Annotated in this window: 19 protein-coding genes; 8 read left to right on the top strand and 11 right to left on the bottom strand. The window is 48.4% G+C overall.

Going from position 1 to position 24026, the window contains the following annotated elements; translation table 11 throughout:
* Positions 1-29: 29 nt before the first annotated feature.
* From rplI to CZ360_RS04955, 3 genes are all read right to left on the bottom strand, one after another.
* A complete protein-coding gene (gene rplI, locus CZ360_RS04965) occupies positions 30-476 on the bottom strand; it encodes a 50S ribosomal protein L9 (RefSeq protein ID WP_077533102.1) in 447 nt (148 codons plus the stop codon).
* A 23-nt stretch (positions 477-499) separates the two neighbouring features.
* A complete protein-coding gene (locus tag CZ360_RS04960) occupies positions 500-2488 on the bottom strand; it encodes a DHH family phosphoesterase (protein ID WP_077533101.1) in 1989 nt (662 codons plus the stop codon).
* A gap of 152 nt (positions 2489-2640) precedes the next feature.
* Positions 2641-4683: a ribonuclease J gene (locus CZ360_RS04955; RefSeq protein WP_229407993.1), complete on the bottom strand. Its 2043-nt coding sequence runs from the start codon at positions 4681-4683 to the stop codon at positions 2641-2643.
* A 609-nt stretch (positions 4684-5292) separates the two neighbouring features.
* Between CZ360_RS04955 and nadB the strand changes: the two genes are divergently transcribed.
* Complete coding sequence (gene nadB / locus CZ360_RS04945) at positions 5293-6738, top strand: L-aspartate oxidase (protein ID WP_077533099.1); 1446 nt, start codon at positions 5293-5295, stop codon at positions 6736-6738.
* A 13-nt stretch (positions 6739-6751) separates the two neighbouring features.
* Entirely contained in the window at positions 6752-7591 is an 840-nt protein-coding gene (nadC, locus tag CZ360_RS04940; protein ID WP_077533098.1) for a carboxylating nicotinate-nucleotide diphosphorylase, read from the top strand.
* Positions 7592-7660: 69 nt separating this feature from the next.
* Here nadC and CZ360_RS04935 read toward each other — a convergent pair whose 3' ends face one another.
* Complete coding sequence (locus CZ360_RS04935; RefSeq protein ID WP_205411104.1) at positions 7661-7921, bottom strand: Smr/MutS family protein; 261 nt, start codon at positions 7919-7921, stop codon at positions 7661-7663.
* A 292-nt stretch (positions 7922-8213) separates the two neighbouring features.
* Here CZ360_RS04935 and lexA point away from each other — a divergent pair, with 292 nt between their 5' ends.
* The gene (lexA, locus tag CZ360_RS04930) at positions 8214-8789 is read left to right on the top strand and encodes a transcriptional repressor LexA (protein WP_143530155.1); all 576 of its coding nucleotides are present in this window, start codon (positions 8214-8216) and stop codon (positions 8787-8789) included.
* 42 nt (positions 8790-8831) lie between these two features.
* Here lexA and CZ360_RS04925 read toward each other — a convergent pair whose 3' ends face one another.
* Complete coding sequence (locus CZ360_RS04925) at positions 8832-9941, bottom strand: Gfo/Idh/MocA family protein (protein ID WP_077533096.1); 1110 nt, start codon at positions 9939-9941, stop codon at positions 8832-8834.
* A 346-nt stretch (positions 9942-10287) separates the two neighbouring features.
* Here CZ360_RS04925 and rplM point away from each other — a divergent pair, with 346 nt between their 5' ends.
* From rplM to CZ360_RS04910, 3 genes are all read left to right on the top strand, one after another.
* Positions 10288-10716 (top strand): 50S ribosomal protein L13, encoded by a 429-nt coding sequence (gene rplM / locus CZ360_RS04920; RefSeq protein ID WP_077533095.1) that lies wholly within the window; start codon positions 10288-10290, stop codon positions 10714-10716.
* A 17-nt stretch (positions 10717-10733) separates the two neighbouring features.
* Positions 10734-11132 carry a 30S ribosomal protein S9 gene (gene rpsI / locus CZ360_RS04915; protein WP_077533094.1) on the top strand — a complete coding sequence of 133 codons (399 nt, stop codon included), beginning with the start codon at positions 10734-10736 and terminating at the stop codon, positions 11130-11132.
* Positions 11133-11339: 207 nt separating this feature from the next.
* The gene (locus CZ360_RS04910) at positions 11340-11522 is read left to right on the top strand and encodes a DUF6472 family protein (protein ID WP_077533093.1); all 183 of its coding nucleotides are present in this window, start codon (positions 11340-11342) and stop codon (positions 11520-11522) included.
* 42 nt (positions 11523-11564) lie between these two features.
* On the opposite strand, the gene CZ360_RS04905 is transcribed toward CZ360_RS04910, so the two are convergent.
* From CZ360_RS04905 to glgB, 6 genes are all read right to left on the bottom strand, one after another.
* Entirely contained in the window at positions 11565-13409 is a 1845-nt protein-coding gene (locus CZ360_RS04905; RefSeq protein ID WP_159438111.1) for a glycoside hydrolase family 13 protein, read from the bottom strand.
* 128 nt (positions 13410-13537) lie between these two features.
* Positions 13538-16012, bottom strand: a complete 2475-nt coding sequence (locus CZ360_RS04900; RefSeq protein ID WP_229407992.1) for a glycogen/starch/alpha-glucan phosphorylase — start codon at positions 16010-16012, stop codon at positions 13538-13540.
* Positions 16013-16304: 292 nt separating this feature from the next.
* Positions 16305-17735: a glycogen synthase GlgA gene (glgA, locus tag CZ360_RS04895; protein WP_077533756.1), complete on the bottom strand. Its 1431-nt coding sequence runs from the start codon at positions 17733-17735 to the stop codon at positions 16305-16307.
* A 143-nt stretch (positions 17736-17878) separates the two neighbouring features.
* On the bottom strand, positions 17879-18997 hold the full coding sequence (glgD, locus tag CZ360_RS04890; protein ID WP_159438110.1) for a glucose-1-phosphate adenylyltransferase subunit GlgD: 1119 nt from the start codon (positions 18995-18997) through the stop codon (positions 17879-17881).
* A gap of 38 nt (positions 18998-19035) precedes the next feature.
* Positions 19036-20226: a glucose-1-phosphate adenylyltransferase gene (locus CZ360_RS04885; RefSeq protein WP_077533089.1), complete on the bottom strand. Its 1191-nt coding sequence runs from the start codon at positions 20224-20226 to the stop codon at positions 19036-19038.
* A 33-nt stretch (positions 20227-20259) separates the two neighbouring features.
* Positions 20260-22290: a 1,4-alpha-glucan branching protein GlgB gene (glgB, locus tag CZ360_RS04880; protein ID WP_324612698.1), complete on the bottom strand. Its 2031-nt coding sequence runs from the start codon at positions 22288-22290 to the stop codon at positions 20260-20262.
* Between the two features lie 408 nt (positions 22291-22698).
* Between glgB and CZ360_RS04875 the strand changes: the two genes are divergently transcribed.
* The gene (locus tag CZ360_RS04875; RefSeq protein WP_159438108.1) at positions 22699-23061 is read left to right on the top strand and encodes a DUF134 domain-containing protein; all 363 of its coding nucleotides are present in this window, start codon (positions 22699-22701) and stop codon (positions 23059-23061) included.
* A 23-nt stretch (positions 23062-23084) separates the two neighbouring features.
* On the top strand, positions 23085-23912 hold the full coding sequence (locus tag CZ360_RS04870) for an Mrp/NBP35 family ATP-binding protein (RefSeq protein ID WP_077533087.1): 828 nt from the start codon (positions 23085-23087) through the stop codon (positions 23910-23912).
* Positions 23913-24026: the final 114 nt, after the last annotated feature.

Here is a 24026-nt window from a genome sequence, read left to right as displayed (position 1 = left end):
TTCTGTCCCCGGCATTTCGCCTGTGTTTATTATTCCTCCGACACACTGACAAACATCTTTGCCGTTACGCCGGGATGCAGCTTCAGTTCAAATGTAAAGGTGCCAAAGGTCTTGATATCCTGCTCCAGGCTGATCTTTTTTTTGTTGACCTCCATGCCAAATTCTTTTTCTACCGCAGCCGCAATCTCCTTGGAGGTAACCTTCCCGAACAGCTTGCCGTTTTCACCGGCGCGCGCGGTCACCTTTACCGTTTTGTCAGACAGCCGCTTTGCCGCTTCCTTCGCCTCATCCAGCAACACCTGCGCATGGTGCGCCACCGCAGCGTCCTTTGTCTTTTTCTCATTGATTGCCTGGGCGTCCGCCGGAACAGCCAGCCCCTTTTTCAGCAGGAAGTTCTTTGCGTAGCCGTCAGCTACATTGACCAGATCGCCCTTCTTGCCGCTTCCCTTAACATCCTCTTTTAAAATAACCTTCATCTTTCTTCCTCCTCATTGTCCCATCACGCATTCTGGGACGTCTTTTTTCTAGCCATGTTAGTATTATAATCATCAATTGCATTCAGCAAAAGCTGCTTGACCTTTGGAATATCGGAATCTGCTATCTGTGCCGCCGCCATGGTCAGATGACCGCCGCCGCCCAAGGCTTCCATAATCACCTGGACATTCATCGCTCCCATCGAACGGGCCGATACGTTTACCGTATCTCCCTGCTCATACAGCACAAAGGAAGCGTCCACTCCGTCGATTCCCAAAAGATCGTCCGCAGCCTGTGCCGCCACAACCCGGATATCATCGGTTAACAGGTCGCTGCAGGCAATCGCGCAGCCGTGATATACCTCTGCAGACGCGACGAGCTTTGTTTTATTCTGGTAGGAATCCATCGAGCTGGCAAACAGCTTCCGCACCTCGATAGTATCCGCACCCATCTTTTTCAGATAGGCCGCCGCCTCAAAGGTACGCACCCCGGTTTTCATAATAAAGTTTTTGGTGTCAAGCATGATTCCTGCAAGCAGGGCCTCCGCATGATAATGCGCCAAAACACATTCATTGCCGAGATACTGCACTAGCTCCGTCACCATCTCAGAGGCGGACGATGCATAAGGCTCATGATAGAAAATAACCGCGTTATCGATATAGTCTACCATCTTCCGGTGATGGTCAATTACAACCACGTTTTTACATGCCTGATACACCTCTGCGCTCTCAACAAAGTGCGGCGAATGGGTATCGACCACAAACAGAAGCGTCCCTCTCCGGATAAACGAAAACGCCTCATGCGGAGAGACAAATAAATCGTCCTTCTCATACTTGCGGTAGTGGTCGACCAGGCAATCAGCAAGGCATTTATGGTAATCCAGCACCACATGCACGTCTTTGCCGAGACACTGGCAGGCTCTCGCCATCCCAATCGCGGCACCAACAGCGTCAAGGTCAGCAAATTTATGTCCCATAATCAAAATCTGGTCGCTGTTCTCAATCAGCTCCAGCATGGCGGAGGCAATGATCCGGCTCTTCACCTTCGTTCGTTTTTCAACGCCCTTGGAGGCGCCGCCATAAAATTTAAAGCCGCCCTCTATCTTCAATGCCACCTGGTCTCCGCCGCGTCCCAGCGCCATGTCGAGCGCCTGACGGGCGTCCTGCTCGTTTTCCACAAAGGTTTCGGCCTGATACCCAATCCCAATTGAAAGGGTAATCGGCACTCGCTCCGTAGTCAATATGTTCTTGGTCTGATCCAGGATTGAAAAACGTTCCTCCAGCATCCTGTCAAAATGCTGCTGCTCTACAATCGCCATATAACGATCCCGTTCCAGGCGGATAATAAAGCCGGTGGTCTGCCCGATATACTGCTCCAGCAGACGGTTAACCTCGCTTAAAATCTGGGTCTTTTCGCTCTCCCTGGCGTTTTTGACAATCTCCTCATAGCTGTCCAGCAGGATTACCATTATAACCGGGCGGGTCAGCTTATATTTCATCGCCGTGTCATACAGTTCGGTCACATCAATGAAATAAAGCAGATGCATCGGTTCCTCCTCAGAATCGGTACTGACAATATAAACCCGGTAATGCTTGTTTTTGTAGGAGATGATGTCCCCCTGATGGTGCTTGATCTCATCCAGGCTGCGGAAGGTAATCCGGTTGAGATAAGAACCGTACAAATCCTCCTGTGCCAGCACCTTCCGGAAGGCTTCGTTATACCAGACGATCTCCCGGCGTTGCGAAACCACCGCGGCAGGCATCGGCAGGTCGAACATTCCCTGGCGGTGCGTGACATTCAGATGCTGCCCCATATTTTTCAGCAGGCGGTAAATCTCCCGATGCAGACGGAAATAGCGGTAAAACATATAACCAAGCGCACCAAGGACAACCGGCAGAAGGCATACGAACAAGATCCAGTGCCGGGAGTATGCCACCAGCAGCAAAAGCGCGCCCAGCAGGACTGCAAGAACCATAAAAGGCCGCAGAATCCATACCTTTTTATACTTTTGCATCGGCTTTGTCCTCCTTTTGCTAGGAATAACTTCCCCGTCATAAATTTAGTTAGACCTATTATACAATATTTTAGCTCAAAAAGCAAAGGAATTCTGTCGGAAGAAAAAGAAAAGGACGGCCGCGGCCGTCCTTTTCCTTACGAGTCTTTATATTAAACTTCCATCATAATCGGCAGAATCATAGGAGAGCGTTTCGTCTTGCGGAAGATAAAGCTGGAAAGCGCGTCTTTGATTTCATTCTTAATTGTTGTCCAGTCGCGCACACCGCTGTCCAAGCATTTATCCAGCGCCCGTTTAACAATCACCCTGGCCTCTTCCATCAGCTCCTCAGATTCCCGGACATAGACAAACCCTCTGGAAACAATATCCGGCCCTGCCATACAAAGTCCGGTTTCCTTTTGAATGGTGGCGACAATAATAATCAGCCCGTCCTGTGCCAGGCGCTTCCTGTCCCGGATAACAATCGATCCGACGTCTCCGACACCCAAGCCGTCGACAAACACGCCGCCTGCCTCCACTGTCCCGATCACCTTCATCTCGACATTGTCAAGCTGAATCACCTGGCCGATATCGCCGATATGGATATTCGATGGAGGAATTCCAATCGACCGCGCCAGACGTGAATGGGCGATAAGATGCTTATATTCCCCATGAACCGGGATGAAATACTTCGGCTTTGTCAGGGAGAGCAGAAGCTTCAGCTCATCCTGACAGGCATGTCCGGATACATGGACTTCATACATTTTCTCATAAATCACTTCCGCGCCAAGCTGAAGCAGGTCGTTAACCACCCGGGTCACATGCTTTTCATTTCCCGGGATCGGCGTGGCGGAAATGATAATAAAGTCATTCGGCGTAACGCTGACCTTCCGATGATCGGAAGATGCCATCCGGGATAACGCGGAAAGCGGTTCCCCCTGGCTTCCGGTAGTAATCAGAACAATTTTATCAGCCGGATAACGGTTAATCGCATCAATCTCAATGAACAGGTTGTCCGGCACGTTGAGATAGCCCAGCTCCATCGCCTTTCCTACTACATTGATCATGCTGCGGCCGGATACCGCGACCTTCCTGCCATATTTAATGGCATTGTCCGCAATCTGCTGTATCCGGTGGATATTGGAGGAGAAGGTTGCGACGATGATCCGCTTTCCCTCCGCCTGGTTAAACAAGGTATTGAACGACTGCCCAACCTTGCTTTCACTCATGGTTGAGCCGGGTCGTTCCGCGTTTGTTGAGTCGGACAGCAGGCACAATACCCCTTTATTGCCCAGCTCTGCAAAGCGGGCCAAATCGATGATTTCTCCTTCAATCGGAGAAAAGTCCACCTTAAAGTCCCCGGTATAGACAATTACGCCGGCAGGCGTGTGGATCGCAACCCCTACAGCGTCCGGGATCGAATGGTTGACGCGGATAAATTCCACCGCCATGCAGCCCATTTTTACGGTCTGTTTTGGAGTAATTACATTTAGGTTTGCTTTTCCGAGCAGGCCATGCTCCTTTAATTTTCCTTCGATCAGCCCGATGGTGAGCTTGGTGCCGTAGATCGGCACGTTCATTCGTTTCAGCAGGTATGGAATCGATCCGATATGGTCTTCATGCCCGTGAGTAATCACAATCCCGCGGATCTTTTCTTTGTTCTTTTCCAGATAGGTGAAATCCGGGATGACCAGATCCACCCCCAGCATGTCCGCATCCGGGAAGCCCATCCCGCAGTCAACCAGGAACGCATCGTTTCCACACTCATAGACCGTAATGTTTTTCCCAATTTCGTGCAGGCCGCCCAGCGGGATAATCCGGACAGGCGTTTTCCGTGCAACTTTATTTTTAGAGCTCTTGGATTTTCCGGACTCTTTGGCTTTCGAAGTGGTTTTTTTGCCGGTCTCCGCCAGCTTTTCGACCGGTTTTTTCCCTGCCGTCCTGGCGGCCGGCGCCCGCCGTGCGGCTGCACCCTGTCTTTTGGTCGCGGCAGGCTTTTGGGCGGCTTTTTCCGCAGCAGGCGCCGCTTTCTGCATCGGCGGTTCTGAGACTGCCTCAGCCTGCGGATTCTCACCCGCAAAGCGCAGTGCCTTCAGACGTTCCTCTATTGTCATTTCACGCGGCTCCTGAACAATCAGGTTCGCGGGTTTTGGATTGCGATGCTGATAATTTCTTTTCTTTGATGGTATATTTGGTTTTGTGGTTTGTTTTGGCACAATATTCCCCTCTCTTCGTACAAATGGGAAAAGAAAGCCGACATTAATACAAAGCCGAGCATTTTCTGCTCCGCCGAATCTTTCCGTCCCCATATTCTGTTGATGTTCTTATGTATTCCGGTTTTCATCCAAGAGCGACTCATTGGGGATTCCCTTTGTCAGCCGTTCACATATGCGCTTCTTTGGAACACCGGAGGTGAAGAAAGCACAGCAAAAACGAAATTCAAAATTGTCTTGCTTCCTTCTGATCATAATAAAAAAACCTGCAACCGAACTGTTTCTTTGTTTTCATTGTAATGCCCTTTCTCCCTAATGTCAACTAAAATTGCAGGCTTTCCTGCGAGGAAACGCAGTTTGTTCAGTTTCCCTGGCAGGAACTGGTTCCAAATTATGCACTTTTCCAAAGAAAACAGCAATAACAGTATTGTCCGCATCCATACCGAATTATTCACTGGCGCCGAATCCCAGACAAAATGATCCTTTTTTCGGTGTCACAAATGAAAAAGTAAAGAAACCTGTTGCGAGGGGAATAGCAATTGTGATATACTAAAATTAGTATATCTTTTTATAAGCTATCAGACTGAATAATGACCTTGGGATGTGAACAATGTGAAAAAAGATTATGATGTCGTAATTGTTGGAAGCGGCGTCGCGGGCCTTTATGGCGCGCTGAACCTCGATCCGGCCCTGCGTGTTCTGCTGCTCTGCAAACGGAGCTTGGTGCTGAGCAATTCCGCTCTTGCACAGGGCGGTGTGGCCGCAGTAATTGATACCCAGCACGACAGCGTTGATTCCCATTTTAACGATACACTGATCGCAGGAGGCTTTAAAAACAACAAGGATTCGGTTGACATTTTGGTCAACCAGGGCCCGCAGGAGGTCCGCAAATTAATCGAGTATGGGGTTGACTTTGACAAGGTTGACGGAGCTATCCATTTCACGCTGGAGGGCGGACACTCCAAGCCCAGAATCCTGCATCACAAGGATTTCACCGGGCGCGCTATCGTGGAAACCTTAATCGAGACTGTCAAGTCCCGCCCGAATATCGATGTAGCGGAAAACAGCATTGTCTGCGGAATAAAAAAAGGGACAAACTTTAGCTTTGACATCTACATAGACGGTGAACACCAGGTGGTCAGCTCCTATTACTGCCTGCTGGCAACCGGTGGGATAGGACGGGTATATGAATACACGACCAACTCCAAAATTGCAACCGGCGACGGCATCGCGCTGGCCTACCGCCTGGGCGCAAAAATCCGAAACCTTCACCTGGTTCAGTTTCATCCGACCGGATTCGCCAACAAGCTCACCCGCGAGACCTTCCTGATTTCCGAATCAGTCCGCGGAGAAGGGGCTTATCTTCTGAACTGCCACAGAGAGCGCTTCATGCAGAAGTATGACGAGCGCCTGGAGCTGGCGCCGCGGGACGTTGTCTCCCACGCCATTATGGAAGAAGAGAAGGCAACCGGTTCCAGTGAATTCTACCTGGATATTACCCACAAGGATCCGGAAGCAGTGAAAAACCGGTTCCCGATGATCTATGAAAATGTCCTCAAGCAGGGCGTTGATATGACAAAAGAACCAATTCCAGTCTATCCCTGCCAGCATTACCTCATGGGCGGGATCGACGTATCCACCGAAGGAAAAACCTCAATCGACGGACTTTACGCCGCTGGGGAATGCTCCCATACCGGCGTCCACGGAAACAATCGGCTTGCCAGCAACTCACTGCTGGAGGCGCTCGTATTCTCCCACCGCGCTGCGGATGAAATCAACCGCTTGATGAAATCAACCGGCGGCCCGATTAAATCTGCTGTATTCCCGGAGGATGAAAACACCCTGCCGCTGCCGTCCGGCATCCGTACCGAAACACGCGCCATCATGCAGCGCGCCTATTTCGTCGTGCCGAACCAGCAGGAAATTGTCAAGGGCTATGAGCGGATCGCTGAACTGAAAAAAATGTTGGAACAGACGCCTTATCGGGTTGACCGCAACTATGTGGAGGCTCTCAGCCTGGTTACGGTTGCGTATATCATTTTAAAAGAACTGCTGTAAAGGAGAAAGGAAAATGGAACTTCCCTTATTTTATATTGATGATCTGATCAAACGCGCTTTGCAGGAGGATATCAATTATATCGACGTCACTACCGATTACCTGATTGACGACGACAGCGTCTCCAACGCAAAATTCCTGGCGAAGGACAGCGGGATTGTCTGCGGGATTGATATTGCGATGCGGGTATTTACCCTGTTGGACGATACCCTGCAGTATACCATTTACAAAAAAGACGGCGAGCCAGTGCAAAAGGGAGATATCATTGTAACGTTCACCGGCAAAACAAAGGCAATGCTCAAAGGGGAACGTACCGCGTTAAACCTGATTCAGCACATGTCCGGTATTGCGACCGCGACACGAAAATGCGTCGACCTGACAGCCGGGACGAACGCAGCCATCGCCTGTACCCGGAAAACCATGCCGGGGCTCCGCCCGATCCAGAAATATGCCGTCGTTGTGGGCGGCGGACGGAATCACCGCTATAACCTCAGCGACGCCGCCATGCTTAAGGACAACCATATCGACGCCTACGGCGGAATTACCGGGGCGGTCAACGCACTGCGGGCCAGGACTGGCCATATGGTAATGATCGAGGTTGAAACCCGGAATCTCGACGAGGTGCAGGAAGCGCTTGACTGCGGCTGCAACGTCATCATGCTGGACAATATGGATTACGCTGCTATGGCAAAGGCAGTCGAGATGGCCGCAGGCCGCGCAAAGCTGGAGGCCTCCGGGAATATCACGCTGGACAATATTGCCGACGTGGCAAAAACCGGGGTGGATATCATCTCTCTCGGCGCGCTGACCCATTCGGTTAAATGCTTTGACATTTCTATGAAAATTGAAAAATAAAAAACGCTGCTTTTCAACAGCGTTTCAGGCTTGCGTCCTTTTGACCGGGACGTTCGTTCCGAATATCCCCTATTCAATAACCAGGATCGTCTCCCCGGCATTCATCGTAAGAATCCGCCGTTTCAGACGGGTATGCTTCAGCTCTTTTCGCACCATTGTCTGCAAGCGGTTTCCTGCGTGATACCCGTGGATGACAATAATCTGCCCATAATCCTTCGGCAGACGGTCAATTTTTTGTAGCAGCAGCCGCTTGGCCTGCTCTGCTGTCATGCCATGAATATCTACTGTCATTGTCAAAACGCCCATTCTAAACCGCCTTTTCATCTTCATTCCCGTCCCCTGTGCCGTCAGTTCTCCAAAAAGACTGCGGACACAAAAACGGCGATGAAGTGGGGGCTTCATCGCGTTTTTGCAAATACTTACTTGAGGGGTATTTATTGAGGAGGGTAGAGTATAAAACTCACTCATCTAATGAGTGTCTTTATTATACACCATTTTTCTTGTATTGTGTTAAAAATATGTGAATTTATATAAAAAGTCACAAAAAATCGTGACTTTATACGGAAAATATGCTACAATATAGTAAATCTTCCATAAAGAAAATAAAGTTGAGGTGGCTCCTGTGAATGACAAGTCAAAGTTAATTTATGAATATATCGTCGACCGGATCTCGAACGATATTTCCCCTACTGTCCGGGAAATCTGCAAAGACCTCGGGATTAAATCGACCTCTACAGTCCACCGCTATATCAATGAACTGTGCGAGGAGGGGCTGATTGAAAAAACCGGAAACTCCAACCGGTCAATCCGCCTGCCGAATTCCAATGTTTCGCGTATCCCTATTGTCGGTGCGGTTGCAGCCGGCGCGCCGATTACAGCGATTGAAAATATCGAGGGCTACGTTCCCTTTGACAGCGGCTTCGGACATCCGGACGAGCTCTTTGCGCTGCGTATCCAGGGAGACAGCATGATTAACGTCGGCATCTTTGACGGAGATACTGTTATTGTACGGAAAACTCCGGTCGCGGGGAACGGGGAAATCGTGGTGGCTCTGGTAGACGATTCCGCCACTGCAAAAACCTTCTATAAGGAGGACGGGCATTACCGCCTGCAGCCGGAAAACGACGACTATGACCCGATCATCGTGAACGAGGTAGCCATCCTCGGCAAGGTCATCGCCTCGATTCGATATTTCTAATAAGGACAGAAAAAGCCGCTGATAATATCAGCGGCTTTTTTGTTATTCATCTAAAATACCGTGGATTGGGTTATGCTTCATCGGCTGGCGGCGGGTATATCTATGGATAATCGGGAGATATGCCCTTTTTGCGCTGCTCTTTTCAAACGCAGTCAAAATTTCCAGGACATGCAGCGTCTGCTGGACGTCCGCGCGGAATTCCCGTCCTGTTTGCAGCGCCTTCGCCATATCTGCCAGGCCCAGAGCGCGGCTGTTTTCCTTATAGTCAAACATGAGCGGGATTTCCCGGTATTCCCCATCTTCCGGACGCAAAAGCTGGATCTGCCCGCCGAAATAGTTCGGGTCGGGAATCAAAAGCGTCCCCTCAGAGCCATAAAGCTCAAACCGGGCCTGCTGTTTGTAGTGAACGTCAAAGGTAGTGAAAATCGTACCTGTCGCGCCGCTTTCAAAGTCGAGAATACCCGTCACATAGGTCGGGACTTCCACATCCACGATTTCCCCGCGATGCGGCTCGCTGGTAATGACCCGTTTCGGGAACGAGGATTTTGTCACGCCGGTAACACCCTTCACTCCTCCAAGCAGGTTAACCAGGGCGGTGACATAATAAGGCCCCATATCCATCATCGGTCCGCCGCCAAACTGGTAATAAAACGCCGGGTCAGGATGCCAGCTCTCGTGCCCGCGGCAGACCATAAACGCAGCCGCGCCAATCGGGTCACCGATCATTCCCTTGTCAATCAGTTCCCTGCAGGTCTGGATTCCGGCACCCAAAAAGGTGTCCGGAGCACCGCCCAGCATCAGGCCCTTCTCCTCTGCCAGCTTTGCCAGTGCTTCCCCTTCCTCCAGCGTCGCGCCCAGCGGCTTTTCGGAATAGACGTGTTTTCCGGCCTTCAGCGCTTCTGAGGTCACTTCAAAATGTTCGTATGGCCGGGTAAGGTTTAATACAATATCCACCTCGCTGTCGGCAAACGCGTCATGCATCGTTTCATAAAGCTTTGGGACATGATATTCCTGCTGTGCCTTTTCCGCACGCTCACGAATCAGGTCGCATACACCCACAAGCTCGATTTCATGGAATGTTTTTGTAATATTCTCCAGATAAATGCCGCTGATGGCGCCAACACCGATCATTGCGATTTTAACCGTTTTCATATGTGATCCTCCCTTATTTTCGATTTCTTGATGCTATCATACCACAATAACAATCAAATTCATACTCAAAACAAAAAGCTTCTCTGTCAAATATTGCTTTTGGAGGAAATTCTATTGTGAGAATCTCCAAAACCAACGCATTTTAGAGTCCCGGCTCCAGCTTTTCGACAAAATTCAAAAAATGAAACGAAAGTTGAGATAAAGAGAGAAACAGAGCAAAATAAAGAGATTTTAAGAGTATAAGAGATATATTTTAATATAAGCCAAAAATTTCAATTGACGATTTCTTCTGAATTCATTATAATAGGTCATGTTACTGATTCAAAATGATATTGGAGGAACGAATATGTCAACTACAATGCCAAAGGCTCAGGAAGTTAGCCGCAAATGGTATGTGATAGACGCCGAAGGAAAACCTTTGGGGCGTGTTGCCGCTAAGGCTGCCCACGTATTGCGTGGAAAACACAAACCTTCTTTCGCACCGCACTGCGACTGCGGCGATCACGTTATCATCATCAACTGTGAAAAAGCTGTTTTAACCGGTAACAAGGCGGAACAGAAATTTTACAGATGGCACACCGGCTGGATCGGCGGCCTGAAAGAAATCAAATATTCTCATTTAATGCAGAGCAATCCGGAAAAAGCCATGATGCTGGCTGTAAAAGGTATGCTTCCTGACACTGTTTTGGGTAGAAACCAGCTCCGCCGCCTGAGAGTTGTAAAAGGCTCTGAACACGGCCATGCTGCTCAGAAACCTGAAGCTTACACATTATAAGAAGGAGGCAACTACAGATGTACGATTCTAAACCTTATTTCTACGGCACCGGAAGAAGAAAAAGTTCTGTTGCCCGCGTAAGAGTATATGCCGGTACTGGTACGATCACCATCAACGGCAGAGATATTGACGATTACTTTGGACTGGAAACCTTAAAGCTGATTGTCCGTCAGCCGTTGAACCTGACCGATACCCTCGGTAAATTTGACATTGTCTGCAATGTCACCGGCGGCGGCGTTACCGGACAGGCTGGTGCAATCCGCCACGGTTTATCCAGAGCTTTATTGCAGTACAGTGAAGAGCTGCGTCCTGCTTTGAAAAAAGCTGGGTTCCTGACTCGTGACCCGAGAATGAAAGAACGTAAAAAATACGGTCTCAAAGCTGCTCGCCGCGCACCGCAGTTCTCCAAACGTTAACTTTTTAAGCACGAAGGAAAAATCCCCATCGGAAAGCATCTGGTGGGGATTTTTGTTTTACCGAAAGCTGATTGCCCCGTATTTTTCACCATCTTACTAAATTGTGATCGCGGAACAGAACACATATGCCGCCCTTTACCATGCGCGGGATCGATAGATTTAATACAGAAAGGAGCGCTTTCGCCAAAGCGAAAGCTGATAGTTTCAATGAAAGAGCAAGCCAATTGTGAATACTGCAGCCACTATGTATATGACGCGGCCTGCGAATGCTATTTTTGTGAACAGACCCTGGATGAGGATGAAATGGCACGCTTTATGCAGGGCAGCTTTTCTGATTGTCCGTATTTTCACTTTGACGATGAATATCAGCTTGTAAGAAAGCAAAATTAAAGGAGGGTATATCAGTACCCTCCTTTTTATAAGGTCATCCCATTAATCTGTACGGAACAACACATAACCGTATTTTTCAAGAACAAGCCTGCTTTCCTGCCTCTCAGCATTTCCAAGTGTGACCGGCTGATGTTCCAGAAAACAGTCATAGGAATCCCGTACGGAGACAAGAAATACCAGGTGTTCTTCCTCTGTCTCCCTTTCAAAACAGCACACCCCGTTTTCCGCGAACAAAAGCCTGATACTGCCAATCTGCAGGGCGGAATACTCCTGCTTCAGCTTTGCCAGAGACTGATAAAAGGTAAAAAGAGAACCGTCTATCTGTTCCCACGGAAAGCATCCTCTGTTAAACGGGTCTTCAAAGCCCTCCATCCCAGCTTCATCCCCATAATAAATACAGGGGCAGCCCGGCAGCACAAACTGCAGAAACGCGGCCAGCTTTAATTTTTCCGTGGCTGACCGGTATTCCCGTTCACTCATTCGGTATCCGGCCCGTTCTGAGCGTCTCTGCGGCGCGTTCTCCACACCCAGTACGGTCAGAATCCGCATGGTGTCATGGGTGGATAGACTGTTCATAACGCAGTCCAATACCGGCTTTGGATAATTCTCCGCAATGCTCATTACCGTTTCCGCCAGCTCCTCAGCACTTTTTGTTCCCTGCACAAAGCCGATGACCGCATCCTTATACGGATAATTCATCGTGGCATCCAGCTCCTGGTCAACAAAATACCGCCGCCGAACGCTGTAGCTGATTTTATAGGAAGCGTCCTCCCAAACCTCGCCCAAAACCAATGCGTCCGGCTTGATCTCCTTCACCCTCTGATGGAGTCTTTTAATGAATTCATCCGGCAATTCATCCGCGACGTCCAGCCGAAAGCCGTCCGCGCCCAGTCTCAGCCAGTGGGCGATCACACTGTCCTCGCTGTCGATCACATAATCAAGGAACCCCGGATCCATTTCATTGGTACACGGCAGGGTGTTAATCCCCCACCAGGAATGGTATCCGTTCGGGTTCTTTGTATCGAACTGAAACCAATTCCGGTAAGGAGAGTCCGGATGATTGCAGGCGCTGAGATTTCCATGCTCCTCATATTTATCGAAATAGATGCTGCGTTCTCCTGTATGGGAAAATACGCCGTCCAGCAGGAGCTTCATCCCCATCTGATGCGCCTGGCCGGCCAGCCTTTGAAAATCCTGTTCCGTTCCCAGCAAGGGGTCTATCTTTTTATAGTCGCAGGTATCATACCGGTGGTTTGAATAGGCTTTAAAAATCGGATTAAGGTAAAGAACCTCAACGCCAAGGTTTTTTAGATAGGGAAGCTTCTCGATTATCCCATTCAGGTTCCCGCCAAAAAAATCATTGTTTTGGATAATTCCCTTGGCATCGGGCCGGTATTCCGGCGTTTCACTCCACTTCTCATGCAGGGAAAACGGCCTGAGTTTATCGCTGGCGTCGCACTGCCCTGACCGATAAAAACGATCCGGAAAGATCTGGTACATCACCTTCCCGCAAAAGCTTTTCGGCGTATCGTATTCCTTGGCAAAGCAGGTAAGCTGCCATTTCCCGCCGGAATTCACTGCCGCCTGTCCCCGATTCTTCAGTATCAATAGCTTTTCCGTTCCGTCGTCAACCTGGAAATAGTAATAATACAGTCCGCATTCGGAAATAGAAAAGATACATTCATAGGAATGTTTCTGATCCTGCGTTTCGGCATACGGCATTGGGATTCCCCTTAACCGATTGCCCATATCGTCTTCTATAATCAGATATACCGCTGGTTTTCCTTCAGCCTTCAGTTCAACCGCCACCCTGCACGGTTCTTCCTGCCGGATGCATCCAAACGGCGATTTATATTTTTGCTGCCTGCTCTGAAAAAAAGCTTCCATCTTGATGACCATGCTTTGCCTGATGCAAAGCTCCTTTCCTACAAAATAAAAAAATTCCGCTTTGTTGAAAACAGGCGCTGCTACCCATCGGGTTTTACAGCAGCGCCTGTTTCACTGATCCATTATCTTTATTGAACGCCCTTTACATGCCAGATATTGTCCGCGTACTCTCCCACCGCACGGTCAGAAGAGAATAATCCAGCTTTTGCAATGTTAACCAAGGACATATTGGTAAACCTTCTCTGATCCAGATAGGCTGCAGAAACCTCCTCCTGCTTCCTGACATAAGAGTCAAAGTCTGCAAGAGTCATATACGCATCCGCCGCGCCAAACGCATTGGTGAGTAAGGATTTCTGGATATCGTCAAACCGGGAGCCCAGCACCCCTGAGGTCAGCATGTCAACCACCTGGCGCAGCTCGAGATTCGCGTTGTAGTACTCAATTGGGTTATAGCCCTTTTGCCACAGCTGCTCCACCTCTTGGGCTGTCATTCCAAACAGGAAGATGTTCTCATCTCCGACCTGCTCGTGGATTTCTACATTGGCGCCGTCCAGGGTTCCCAGCGTTACCGCGCCATTGATCATCAGCTTCATGTTTCCTGTCCCGGAAGCCTCTTTTCCCGCAATCGAAATCTGTTCGGAAATATCCGCCGCCGGAATGATAATTTCTGCCAGAGAAACCTTATAATCCTCCAGGAACACTACCTTAATCTTATCCCGGACAGCCGGATCAGAGTTAATCATTTTGGAAACCGCGTCAATCAGGCGGATCACCTGTTTTGCCATGAAATATCCTGCAGAGGCCTTTGCAGCAAATACAAAGGTTCTCGGCGGAATATCCAGGTTCGGGTTTTCCTTGACCGCACAGTACATGTGCATAATATTCAGTACATTTAGGAGCTGCCGCTTGTACTCGTGCAGCCGCTTGATCTGAACATCGAAGATAGAATGCGGGTCTACATTGATTCCGTTTGTCTTGGCAATGTAGCCGCAGAGATTCTGCTTGTTATACTGTTTGATTTTTCGCAGTTCTTCCAGCACCTGTGGATTGTCATAATATTTCATTAGCCCTTCCAGCGCGGTGCTGTCTTTGACAAACCCGTCCCCGATCCATTCCTTCAGCTTCTCTGTCAGGCGCGGGTTGGACTGGCACAGCCACCGGCGGTAAGCAATCCCATTGGTGACATTGGTGAATTTCTCCGGCGTAATATTATAATAATCCCGGAAAATGCTGTGGGTCAAAATGTCGCTGTGCAGCTTGGAAACGCCGTTCACCTTGTGGCAGCAGGCCAGGCAGAGGTTCGCCATCCGCACCTCATTATTGGCAATTACCGCCATATATTCAATTTTTGCCACATCCCCGGGATAAACTGTGTTCAGATAGTTTACTAACCGGCGGTTAATTTCTGCAACCAACTGATGGATTCGCGGAAGCTGTTCCCGGAAAATATGCTCCGGCCAGCGCTCCAGCGCCTCGCTCATGACTGTATGGTTGGTATAAGCCAGCGTTCTCTGGCAGATATCCCATGCAGTGTCCCAATCGTACCCATAGTCGTCCAGCAGGATTCTCAGCAGCTCCGGCACGCAGAGGGCCGGATGCGTATCATTGATGTGAACCGCAACCTTTTCCGGCAGGGAATCCAGGCTGTCATAATGCTTCAGATGGCTTTTCACAATACTTTGCAGCGAAGCGGAAACAAACAGGTACTGCTGTTTTAACCGCAGGATTTTTCCTTCTACATGGTCGTCCGCCGGATAAAGCACCTTGGAAATAGCCTCTGCCATCGCGTTCTGTTCAATCGCCTTGACATAATCGCCGCGTGAAAACGCACTCATATCCATATTATTCGGAGATTTTGCACTCCACAAAACCAGCTTATTCACCGCGTTGGAATGGTATCCGGAAATGAACATGTCATACGGTACAGCCAAAACCGGCGTATAATCGTACTGTTCTACCCTGAGCTTGCCATCCTCCATCCATTCATGGATTTTTCCGCCGAATTTAATCTCTACTGTGTCCTCTTTTCTGGGAATCAGCCAGACATCTCCCATCTCCAGCCAGTTGTCCGGAAACTCCATCTGCCAGCCGTCAATGATTTTCTGCTTAAAAATCCCAAATTCATACCGCAGGGAGAAGCCCGTCGCCGGAATATCCATAGAGGACATGGAATCCATATAGCAGGAGGCTAGCCGGCCAAGCCCGCCGTTGCCCAAGCCCGCGTCCGGCTCAATTTCATATAGGTCTTTGAGATCCACGCTCAAATCGTGCAGCGCCTCTTCAAAAACCTCTTCTATCCCCAGATTATAAAGGTTATTATGCAGGGAGGTTCCAACCAGGAACTCCATAGACATATAGAAAACCTGTTTTGCATGCTGCTTTTCATATTGACTGCAAAATTCCCGTCTCTGCTGCGCAAGGATATCCCGCACAACAAGGCAGACGGCGCGATAGGTCTGCTGCTTTGTCGCTTCATCCAGGTCACAGCCAAACGTATGTAGGCATTTCTCACTTAACTGTTCCAATACAGTTTCTTTCTTCATCTCATTCTCCAACTCTCTTATTTCTTTCTTCATCTTAATCACCAGGCTCTTGCTTCGCAAAGGCTTCCTTTCTTTGACTTTGATCCGGTTTTTATCTGCGAGGGATCAAAACAGGGGGGTTCCCGCGATCCCCTTCCTGGTATATTCTATCCAAAAGGAAGCGGTTTAGTCCCTGCCCGCAAAATGGAGCGGACTAAACAATATCCTTATGGATGGCGTACAATCCATAAGGATATGATACAGTTATTGTTTATTACAGCTTTATTTTACGATAATATACACAAAAAAACAAGATAAAAATTAGACAAAATCCATATATTCCGTCTTTCGTTTTTCACTCGTTCCGCACAAATTATAATCCCCTGTAAATGTCAAGGTACTGCTTTACCGGTTCCTTCCAGGAAAAATCACAGGACATAATATTCTTAACCAGAACTGCCCGTTTTTTCTGATCCCGCCAGAAATCAATCGCCATCCGGATAGACTGGAGCATATCATGCGCATTATAGGTTTTGAAGGTAAAGCCCCTTCCCTCCATCGTTTCAGGATTTAACGCCGGGACTGTGTCAAACAGTCCGCCTGTTTCCCGAACAATCGGAATGGTGCCGTAACGCATGGAAATAAGCTGGGACAAGCCGCATGGCTCGCTCTGCGACGGCATCAGGAACAGGTCGGCTCCCGCATAAAGCTGATTTGCCAAAACCGGGTCAAACAGGATATTGGCAGACATTTTATCCGGATGCTCCCATGCCATCCGCCAGAACAGATTTTGGAATTTGTCCTCTCCCGTACCGATTACAACAAGCTGGATATCCATCTGCATCAATTCATCCGCAACAAATTCCACCAAATCCAGCCCTTTATGGGCTACCAGTCTGGAAATCATGCCAATCATCGGGACGTCCGGGTTTACCGGAAGCTTCAGGCGCTCCTGAAGCATCCTTTTATTGGCCGCCTTTCCTTTCAGGTCGCCGGCTTTATAGCTTTGAAAAATTTTTGGATCAGTTGCCGGATTATACAAATCCGTATCAATCCCATTAACAATGCCGTCCACCTTATATCCATACTCCTGCAGGATGTCCTGCAATCCGTGCGCAAAATATGCGTGCCGGATTTCATAGGAGTAGGTCTTGGATACTGTAGTGACCTTATCCGCCATCACAATAGCGCCCTTCATCAAATTCAGGCAGTCGCCATAGTGCAGGACGTTAAACCAATATTCGTTCAGCCCCAGCACATCCTGAAAGAAGGCGTCCGGCATCTTGCCCTGGTATTCAATGTTGTGGATGGTAAACACCGTCCTAATTTTCTGGAACCGTTCCATATGGCAGTAATTTGCCTTTAAAAAGGTCGGAACCAAAGCCGTCTGCCAGTCGTTGCAGTGAATAACATCCGGTGTTTCATCCATATGGATCAGGGATTCCAGGATCGCCTTGCTGAAAAAGGCAAACCGCTCCCCATCGTCATAATCGCCATAGGTGGAGTCTCTTCCCCCAAAATAGTAATCATTGTCCAGAAAATAATAGCACCAGTTGTCTTTTTCCGTCGTCGCCTTGAACAATCCGCAATACAGGCTTCTCCAGCCCAGCGGAACGCCAAAATTAGTGACAAACTCCACCTTGTAATCAGGATTTGTTTTAATAGATTTGTAGTAAGGCATAAATACAGAGACTTCAACATCTTTCTGATTTGCCAGCTCATTCGGCAGCGCATACGCGACGTCTCCCAGCCCGCCTGTTTTTTTATACGGAGCTGCTTCGCTGGTTGCAAATAAAATTCTCATGATCATCACTTCTTTCCTTTGGAGGTTGCCGCCGCACTTGAGGCGGAAAAGGGGTTTCATGGATCTCTTGCGGAGAGACTTCCTTTCCCCTGATATCAGAACAACTGACAACAGGGCCTGTTGCCAGTTATCTGCTCCTTATCTTAGATTTTATTTCCCTTCTGGATAATGACAGGAGCAAGGTCGGAGCCAACTAGGGTTCTTCCCTCCGTAATCTCAACATCCTTGTCCAAAATAGTATAGCGGATATTCGCGCCGGCCCGGATCACAGTTCCCTGCATCACAACACAATGGTCAACTGTCGCGCCTTTTTCAATCGTCACATTCCGGAAAATCACCGAGTCGGAAACCTTTCCTTCAATCCGGCAGCCGTCCGCAATTACACAGTCGTCTACCTCGGCATCTCTGTCATAAAAGGCCGGAACCTCGTCGCGTACCTTTGTATAGATCGGATTCTGCGGGTCAAAAATGTCCTTGCGCACCTCTTCCTGCAAAATCAAGCAGTTGTTCCTGAAATAGGACGGGATATCCCGGTTGCGGAGAACGCTGCGCTTGAATTCATACACATTTACCGAGAGATGCCCGGTCAGAAATTCCTTCTGCACAAAATCACGTTCAAAATGGTACAGCCCATGGGAAACCGCTTCTTCGACCGCATGGAGCAGAAGGCTCTTCTCAATGATAAACATTCCCATTCCGCAGAGATTTTCCCTGGTAAAGGTGTGCCGGATCGCGAGGTCGGTCACAATTCCATCGTCATCCGCAGTAATCACAAAATCGCGCAGTTCGCCTTCAAACTGCGGATCCTCCCGGTTAGCGACTACGGTAAGCTGCGCGCCGGATTTAATATGTTCTTTCATCACCAGCTCATAATCGATGTTACAGATCACGTTGCAGTCGGACATCATAATATAGTCCTCTTTGGTTCTCCTTAAAAACTGCAGCGCACCGTATAAAGCCTCCAGCTTTCCCTGATAAACGCTGGTCTGTCCTGTTCCGAATGGCGGGAGGATAAACACCTTGCTGTTTTTCCTGCTCATATCCCACTCCTCGCAGGAGCCCAGATGGTCAATCAGGGACTGATAGTTATATTTTGTGATAATCCCGACATTGTTGATGCCAGAGTTGCTCATGTTTGACAAAACAAAATCAATTAAGCGGTAACGGCCGCCGAAAGGCAGCGAGGCCAAAGTCCTGTGCTTCGTCAAATCTCCCATATAAGCATCATAAATGTTGGAGAAAATAATTCCTGTCATGTTCATATAATCACCCATTCTTCCATTGACATATTTTGCTTTCGCTAAACCACCTGTTTTGGAGCGATAATTTCCTCATCGCCAATCGTTTTGTTTGTACCGACTACAGTGATCCCCCAGGCATTGATGGCATAGTCCTTCGGGGATTTTCCGATGACGGCGTTCCTGCCGATTACAGCCTTCTCGCCGATAATGGTAAATTCTATCCGCGCCCCGGCCTTGACGAGGGTGTTCGGCATAACCACACTGTCCTTAATAACAGCCCCCTCCTCAATTTTGCATCCGGTGAAGATAACAGAATTTTCCACCGTTCCCCGTACGTCGCAGCCTTCTCCTACAATCGAATTTTCAATGGCAGCAGACCTGCTGACAAAGCTTGGCGGCTTCGCATAGTTACGGGTGTAAATCTTAAAGTCATCATCCTTCAATTCAATCGGAACGGACGGATTGATCAGATCCATGTTGGCTTCCCAAAGACTTTCCAGCGTTCCGACATCCTTCCAGTAGCCGGAAAACGGATAGGCGAACATCCTCTGCTTATCCTCCAGCAGCTTCGGAAGGATATTCTTCCCAAAATCATTGGAGGAGTGCGGATCCTGTTCGTCCATTTCAAGATATTTCTTGAGGATCTTCCAGTTAAAAATATAGATGCCCATGTTGGCGTTGGTGCTCTTGGCATGCTCCGGCTTTTCCTCGAATTCATAAATGGAATTGTCCGGATTGGTATTGATAATGCCGAACCGGTGCGTTTCCTCCATCGGTACGTCAATCGCAGCAATGGTGCAGTCGGCGTTCTTTTCCTTATGGTATTCCAGCATCTTGGAATAATCCATCTTGTAGATATGGTCGCCAGAAAGGATCAGCACATATTCCGGGTTATACATCTCAATAAACGGCAGGTTCTGATAAATCGCATTCGCCGTCCCCTTATACCATTCAGACCGGTCGCTCTGCGCATAGGGCGGCAGGATCCTGGCTCCGCCGTAGTTGCGGTTCAGTCCCCAGGGCTGTCCGTTCCCAACGTAGGAGTTGAGCACCAGCGGCTGATACTGCGTCAGGATTCCGACGGTATCAATCCCTGAGTTTACACAATTGGAAAGCGGAAAATCAATGATCCGGTATTTCCCGCCAAACGGTACTGCCGGCTTTGCGATATCAGAAGTCAGCACCTTTAAACGGCTTCCCTGCCCGCCAGCCAACAGCATTGCTATACATTCTTTGCATCTTTCTAACATGAGTTTTCCTCCCTGTGTTTTATTTTTGTCAGTTTATTTGCTGAATTTTTCCTTCTTTTTCCCTTTGGCCGGGCTGGATCTTTTTTCTGCCTTGGCCTTTGCTTCTCCCGGCTTCTTGGGCTTTACAGCCCTTTGCTTCTCAATGATGTAGAAGGTGGCAGACATCGGTGGAATGGTCAGCACGATGCTTTGCCCGCATCCATGCATCGGCACTTCCTCGCTTGAAACAGTGGAAAGCTTTGTCCCCATACCGCCGTATTTTTTATCATCGCTGCATAAAACCGGTACATATTTCCCTGCAAACGGTGCGCCGATCCGATAGTTCTCCCGCAGTACCGGGCAGAAATTGCAAACAATCACCAATTCTTTTCCTCTCTGTCCAATCCGCCGGAATGCGATAATGCTCTGGTCGCGGTCATCATGGCTGATCCATTGGAAGCCCTGCCAATCCGTGTCGTTCTGCCAAAGAGCGGGATTCTCCAGATAGAAATGGTTTAAATCCCGGACGTATTCCTGCATCTGGCGATGACGCGGATAGTCGAGCAGCAACCAGTCCAGACCCTGCGCATAGTTCCATTCGATGAACTGCGCAAACTCATCTCCCATAAAAGTGAGCTTCTTTCCCGGATGCGCCATCATATAGCCATAAAAGGCGCGCAGGTTGTCAAATTTCTGATCATAATCTCCCGGCATTTTATTGATGAGAGAAGCTTTTCCATGCACCACCTCGTCATGGGAAAGCGGAAGCACATAATTTTCAGAAAATGCATAGGTAAGCGAGAAGGTCAAATTGTTATGAAGCCCCTTACGGTATAACGGATCGGTAGACATATACTGCAGCATATCGTTCATCCAGCCCATGTTCCATTTGAAATTAAAGCCCAGGCCGCCGTCAAATCCCGGCTTCGTTACCAGCGGGAACGCGGTTGATTCCTCTGCAATCATCAGTGCCGCGTGGTTCTGTTGAAAGGCGGCCGCATTCATCTCGCGCAAAAATTCAATAGCCTCTAAGTTTTTATTATCACCGTACTGATTCGGGCGCCACTCTCCATCCTGCTTGCCGTAATCGAGATAGAGCATCGAGGCTACCGCATCCACGCGGATTCCGTCAATATGGTACTTTTCCAGCCAGAACACTACATTGGAGATCAGGAAGGATTTCACCTCGTTTTTTTCGTAATCAAAAATCCTTGTCCCCCAGTCCGGATGTTCCTTTTTGAGCGGGTCTTCATATTCATAGCAGCACTGTCCGTCGAACTCATAAAGCCCCTGCTCGTCCTTCGGAAAATGCGCGGCGACCCAATCCACGATAACCCCAATTCCGGCCATGTGGCACTGATTCACAAAATTCATAAAAGCGTGGGGCGTTCCATAACGTGAGGTCGGCGCATAATATCCGGTTACCTGGTATCCCCAGGATGGGTCATACGGGTATTCCGAAACCGGCATCAGCTCAATATGGGTATATCCCATTTCCTTGACATAGGGGATTAACTGTTCTGCCAAACGGTTATAGCTTAAAAACTCTCCGTCGTCGGTCTGTTTCCAGGAGCCAAGATGAACCTCATAAATATTGAGTGGGTTTTTCATAATATTTCTGCGTGATACCGTCGAGCGGTAGCGCCCATCCGTCCATTTAAACCCATCAATATCATACACCTTGCCGGCCGTCCCGGGCCGGGTTTCCATATGGTAGGCGTAAGGATCGCTTTTATAGCAGAAGGAGCCGTCCTGCTTTTCTATATAATATTTATAAGCGTCATAAATCGCAACATTTGGAATAAAGCATTCCCAGATTTCCGGGGAGCTTTCCAGACGCTTCATGCTTGGCGCTTCGGTATAATCCCAATGGTTGAAATCCCCAACAACACGGATGCTCTTTGCATGGGGCGCCCAAACCCGGAACCAAAAGCCCTCCTCGTCATCGCAGACAGCCTTATGGCAGCCGAAAAAATCATAGGCCTTATAATTTTCTCCTTTATGAAACAGATATGCCGGAACAGTGTCCCGGGAAACTTCTTTTTCCTTGTTGGCTTCCTTTACTTTTACTTCTTCTTTTTTCAATGAAATCCACTGCCTTTCTATGATAAATTGCTGCGTATCAAGCAGGAAACCTCCGAAATGTGAGGCCTTTATAGATAAATACACAAAATTTTGGAAATTTACTCTTTTTCTGTTATCATTATTATACAATACTATATCAAAAATTACCATATAATATTTGTAATTAAAGTTATATTTATGTAAAATATACAATGATTTTCGTTAAATTCTGTATTTTCAGTTAGCTGTACCGAGAAAATATCCGATTTTTTGGGTATTTTTCCAATGTTTTCAATTCCTGCTTTCCTTTTCAGAGTTGACAAACGAGCATATGCACATTATACTTAAAATGAAAAGATTTCATACAGCTTTATTATAGCTTTTACAAAGCGGATTTCTTGTAGAAACATGAGCGAAAGGAGCATCAGCATGCCTGGAATCACCAAGAACCGAAAAATCTGTTATATTCCGGAGAGTAAAGTGTTCCGCCCTGACAACGAATGCCAGGAACGCATCACCTTAACCTTTGATGAAATTGAAGCCGTCCGGCTGGCTGATTATGAAATGCTGGATCAGGACACTGCTTCTGAGCGGATGGAAATTTCGCGCGCAACCTTCCAGCGAATCCTGCATTCCGCGCACAAAAATATCGCCGACGCCCTGATCAACGGGAAAATTGTAGAGATCAAGGGCGGAAAATATGTAGTGGCTGATAACCACTGCAAATGCGATACCTCTTGTATGAATTGCCGGTTCGAAGAAAAGATAAAAAAGGATCACAAAGCTCAGTAACAGAAAGGACAGAGAAAATTATTATGAGTGAATGTACACACAACTGCGAGACCTGTACCCAAAACTGCGATTCCAGAGATCCCAAAAGCTTTCTGGAACGGTCTCATGAAATGAGCAGCATCAAAAAAGTCATCGGTGTTGTCAGCGGAAAGGGCGGCGTTGGAAAATCCATGATTACCTCCCTGCTCGCCGTAACGCTCAAACGGCGCGGCCTTAATACTGCCATCCTGGATGCCGACGTTACCGGGCCCTCCATCCCAAAGGCATTTGGAATCAAGGAACGCGCGTCAGCCAGCAGCATCGGGATGTTCCCGGTTAAAAGCAAGACTGGGATTGACATTATGTCCGTCAATCTTCTGTTGGAGGACGAAACCACGCCGGTTGTTTGGCGCGGCCCGATCATTGCCGGTACGGTCAAGCAGTTCTGGACTGACGTAATCTGGGACGATGTAGACTACATGTTTGTGGATATGCCTCCGGGAACCGGCGACGTACCGCTGACTGTTTTCCAGTCTATCCCTCTGGATGGGATCATCATTGTCACCTCACCGCAGGAGCTTGTTTCGATGATTGTCGCCAAGGCGGTCAATATGGCAAAGGCCATGAATATTCCTATCCTGGGTGTGGTGGAAAATTACAGCTTTGCAAAATGTCCGGACTGCGGCAAAGAAATCAAGCTGTTTGGGGAAAGCCATATTGAAGAGACAGCGGCCGAGCACGGAATCGAGGTGCTGGCAAAGCTTCCGATCGATCCTGATTTGGCCAAGGCGAGCGACCAGGGTGTGATAGAACTGTATCAAGGAGATTATGCAGAGCATCTCTGCGATGTGATCGAGGAAAAAACAAAATAGCTAAAAAGGGCATGGCGCATATGATTCCGCCATGCCTTTTATCAATAAAATTCTTGTCAGAAAAGGAAAAACCGGATATACTAGTAATTGTATCATATACTTGAAAATAATTGA

This window comes from Massiliimalia massiliensis (assembly GCF_900155615.1).
Lineage (GTDB): Bacteria > Bacillota > Clostridia > Oscillospirales > Ruminococcaceae > Massiliimalia > Massiliimalia massiliensis.
This window is presented reverse-complemented; position numbering and strand designations above follow the sequence as displayed.

Coding starts and splice junctions, on each gene's coding strand:
- CZ360_RS04935 (WP_205411104.1), bottom strand. CDS start 7,921: ATGAAGATGAAAAGGCGGTTTAGAATGGGCGTTTTGACAATGACAGTA.
- rplI (WP_077533102.1), bottom strand. CDS start 476: ATGAAGGTTATTTTAAAAGAGGATGTTAAGGGAAGCGGCAAGAAGGGC.
- CZ360_RS04870 (WP_077533087.1), top strand. CDS start 23,085: ATGAGTGAATGTACACACAACTGCGAGACCTGTACCCAAAACTGCGAT.
- CZ360_RS04905 (WP_159438111.1), bottom strand. CDS start 13,409: ATGGAAGCTTTTTTTCAGAGCAGGCAGCAAAAATATAAATCGCCGTTT.
- glgD (WP_159438110.1), bottom strand. CDS start 18,997: ATGAACATGACAGGAATTATTTTCTCCAACATTTATGATGCTTATATG.
- CZ360_RS04925 (WP_077533096.1), bottom strand. CDS start 9,941: ATGAAAACGGTTAAAATCGCAATGATCGGTGTTGGCGCCATCAGCGGC.
- CZ360_RS04910 (WP_077533093.1), top strand. CDS start 11,340: ATGAAAGAGCAAGCCAATTGTGAATACTGCAGCCACTATGTATATGAC.
- rpsI (WP_077533094.1), top strand. CDS start 10,734: ATGTACGATTCTAAACCTTATTTCTACGGCACCGGAAGAAGAAAAAGT.
- glgA (WP_077533756.1), bottom strand. CDS start 17,735: ATGAGAATTTTATTTGCAACCAGCGAAGCAGCTCCGTATAAAAAAACA.
- rplM (WP_077533095.1), top strand. CDS start 10,288: ATGTCAACTACAATGCCAAAGGCTCAGGAAGTTAGCCGCAAATGGTAT.
- CZ360_RS04875 (WP_159438108.1), top strand. CDS start 22,699: ATGCCTGGAATCACCAAGAACCGAAAAATCTGTTATATTCCGGAGAGT.
- nadC (WP_077533098.1), top strand. CDS start 6,752: ATGGAACTTCCCTTATTTTATATTGATGATCTGATCAAACGCGCTTTG.
- CZ360_RS04960 (WP_077533101.1), bottom strand. CDS start 2,488: ATGCAAAAGTATAAAAAGGTATGGATTCTGCGGCCTTTTATGGTTCTT.
- CZ360_RS04885 (WP_077533089.1), bottom strand. CDS start 20,226: ATGTTAGAAAGATGCAAAGAATGTATAGCAATGCTGTTGGCTGGCGGG.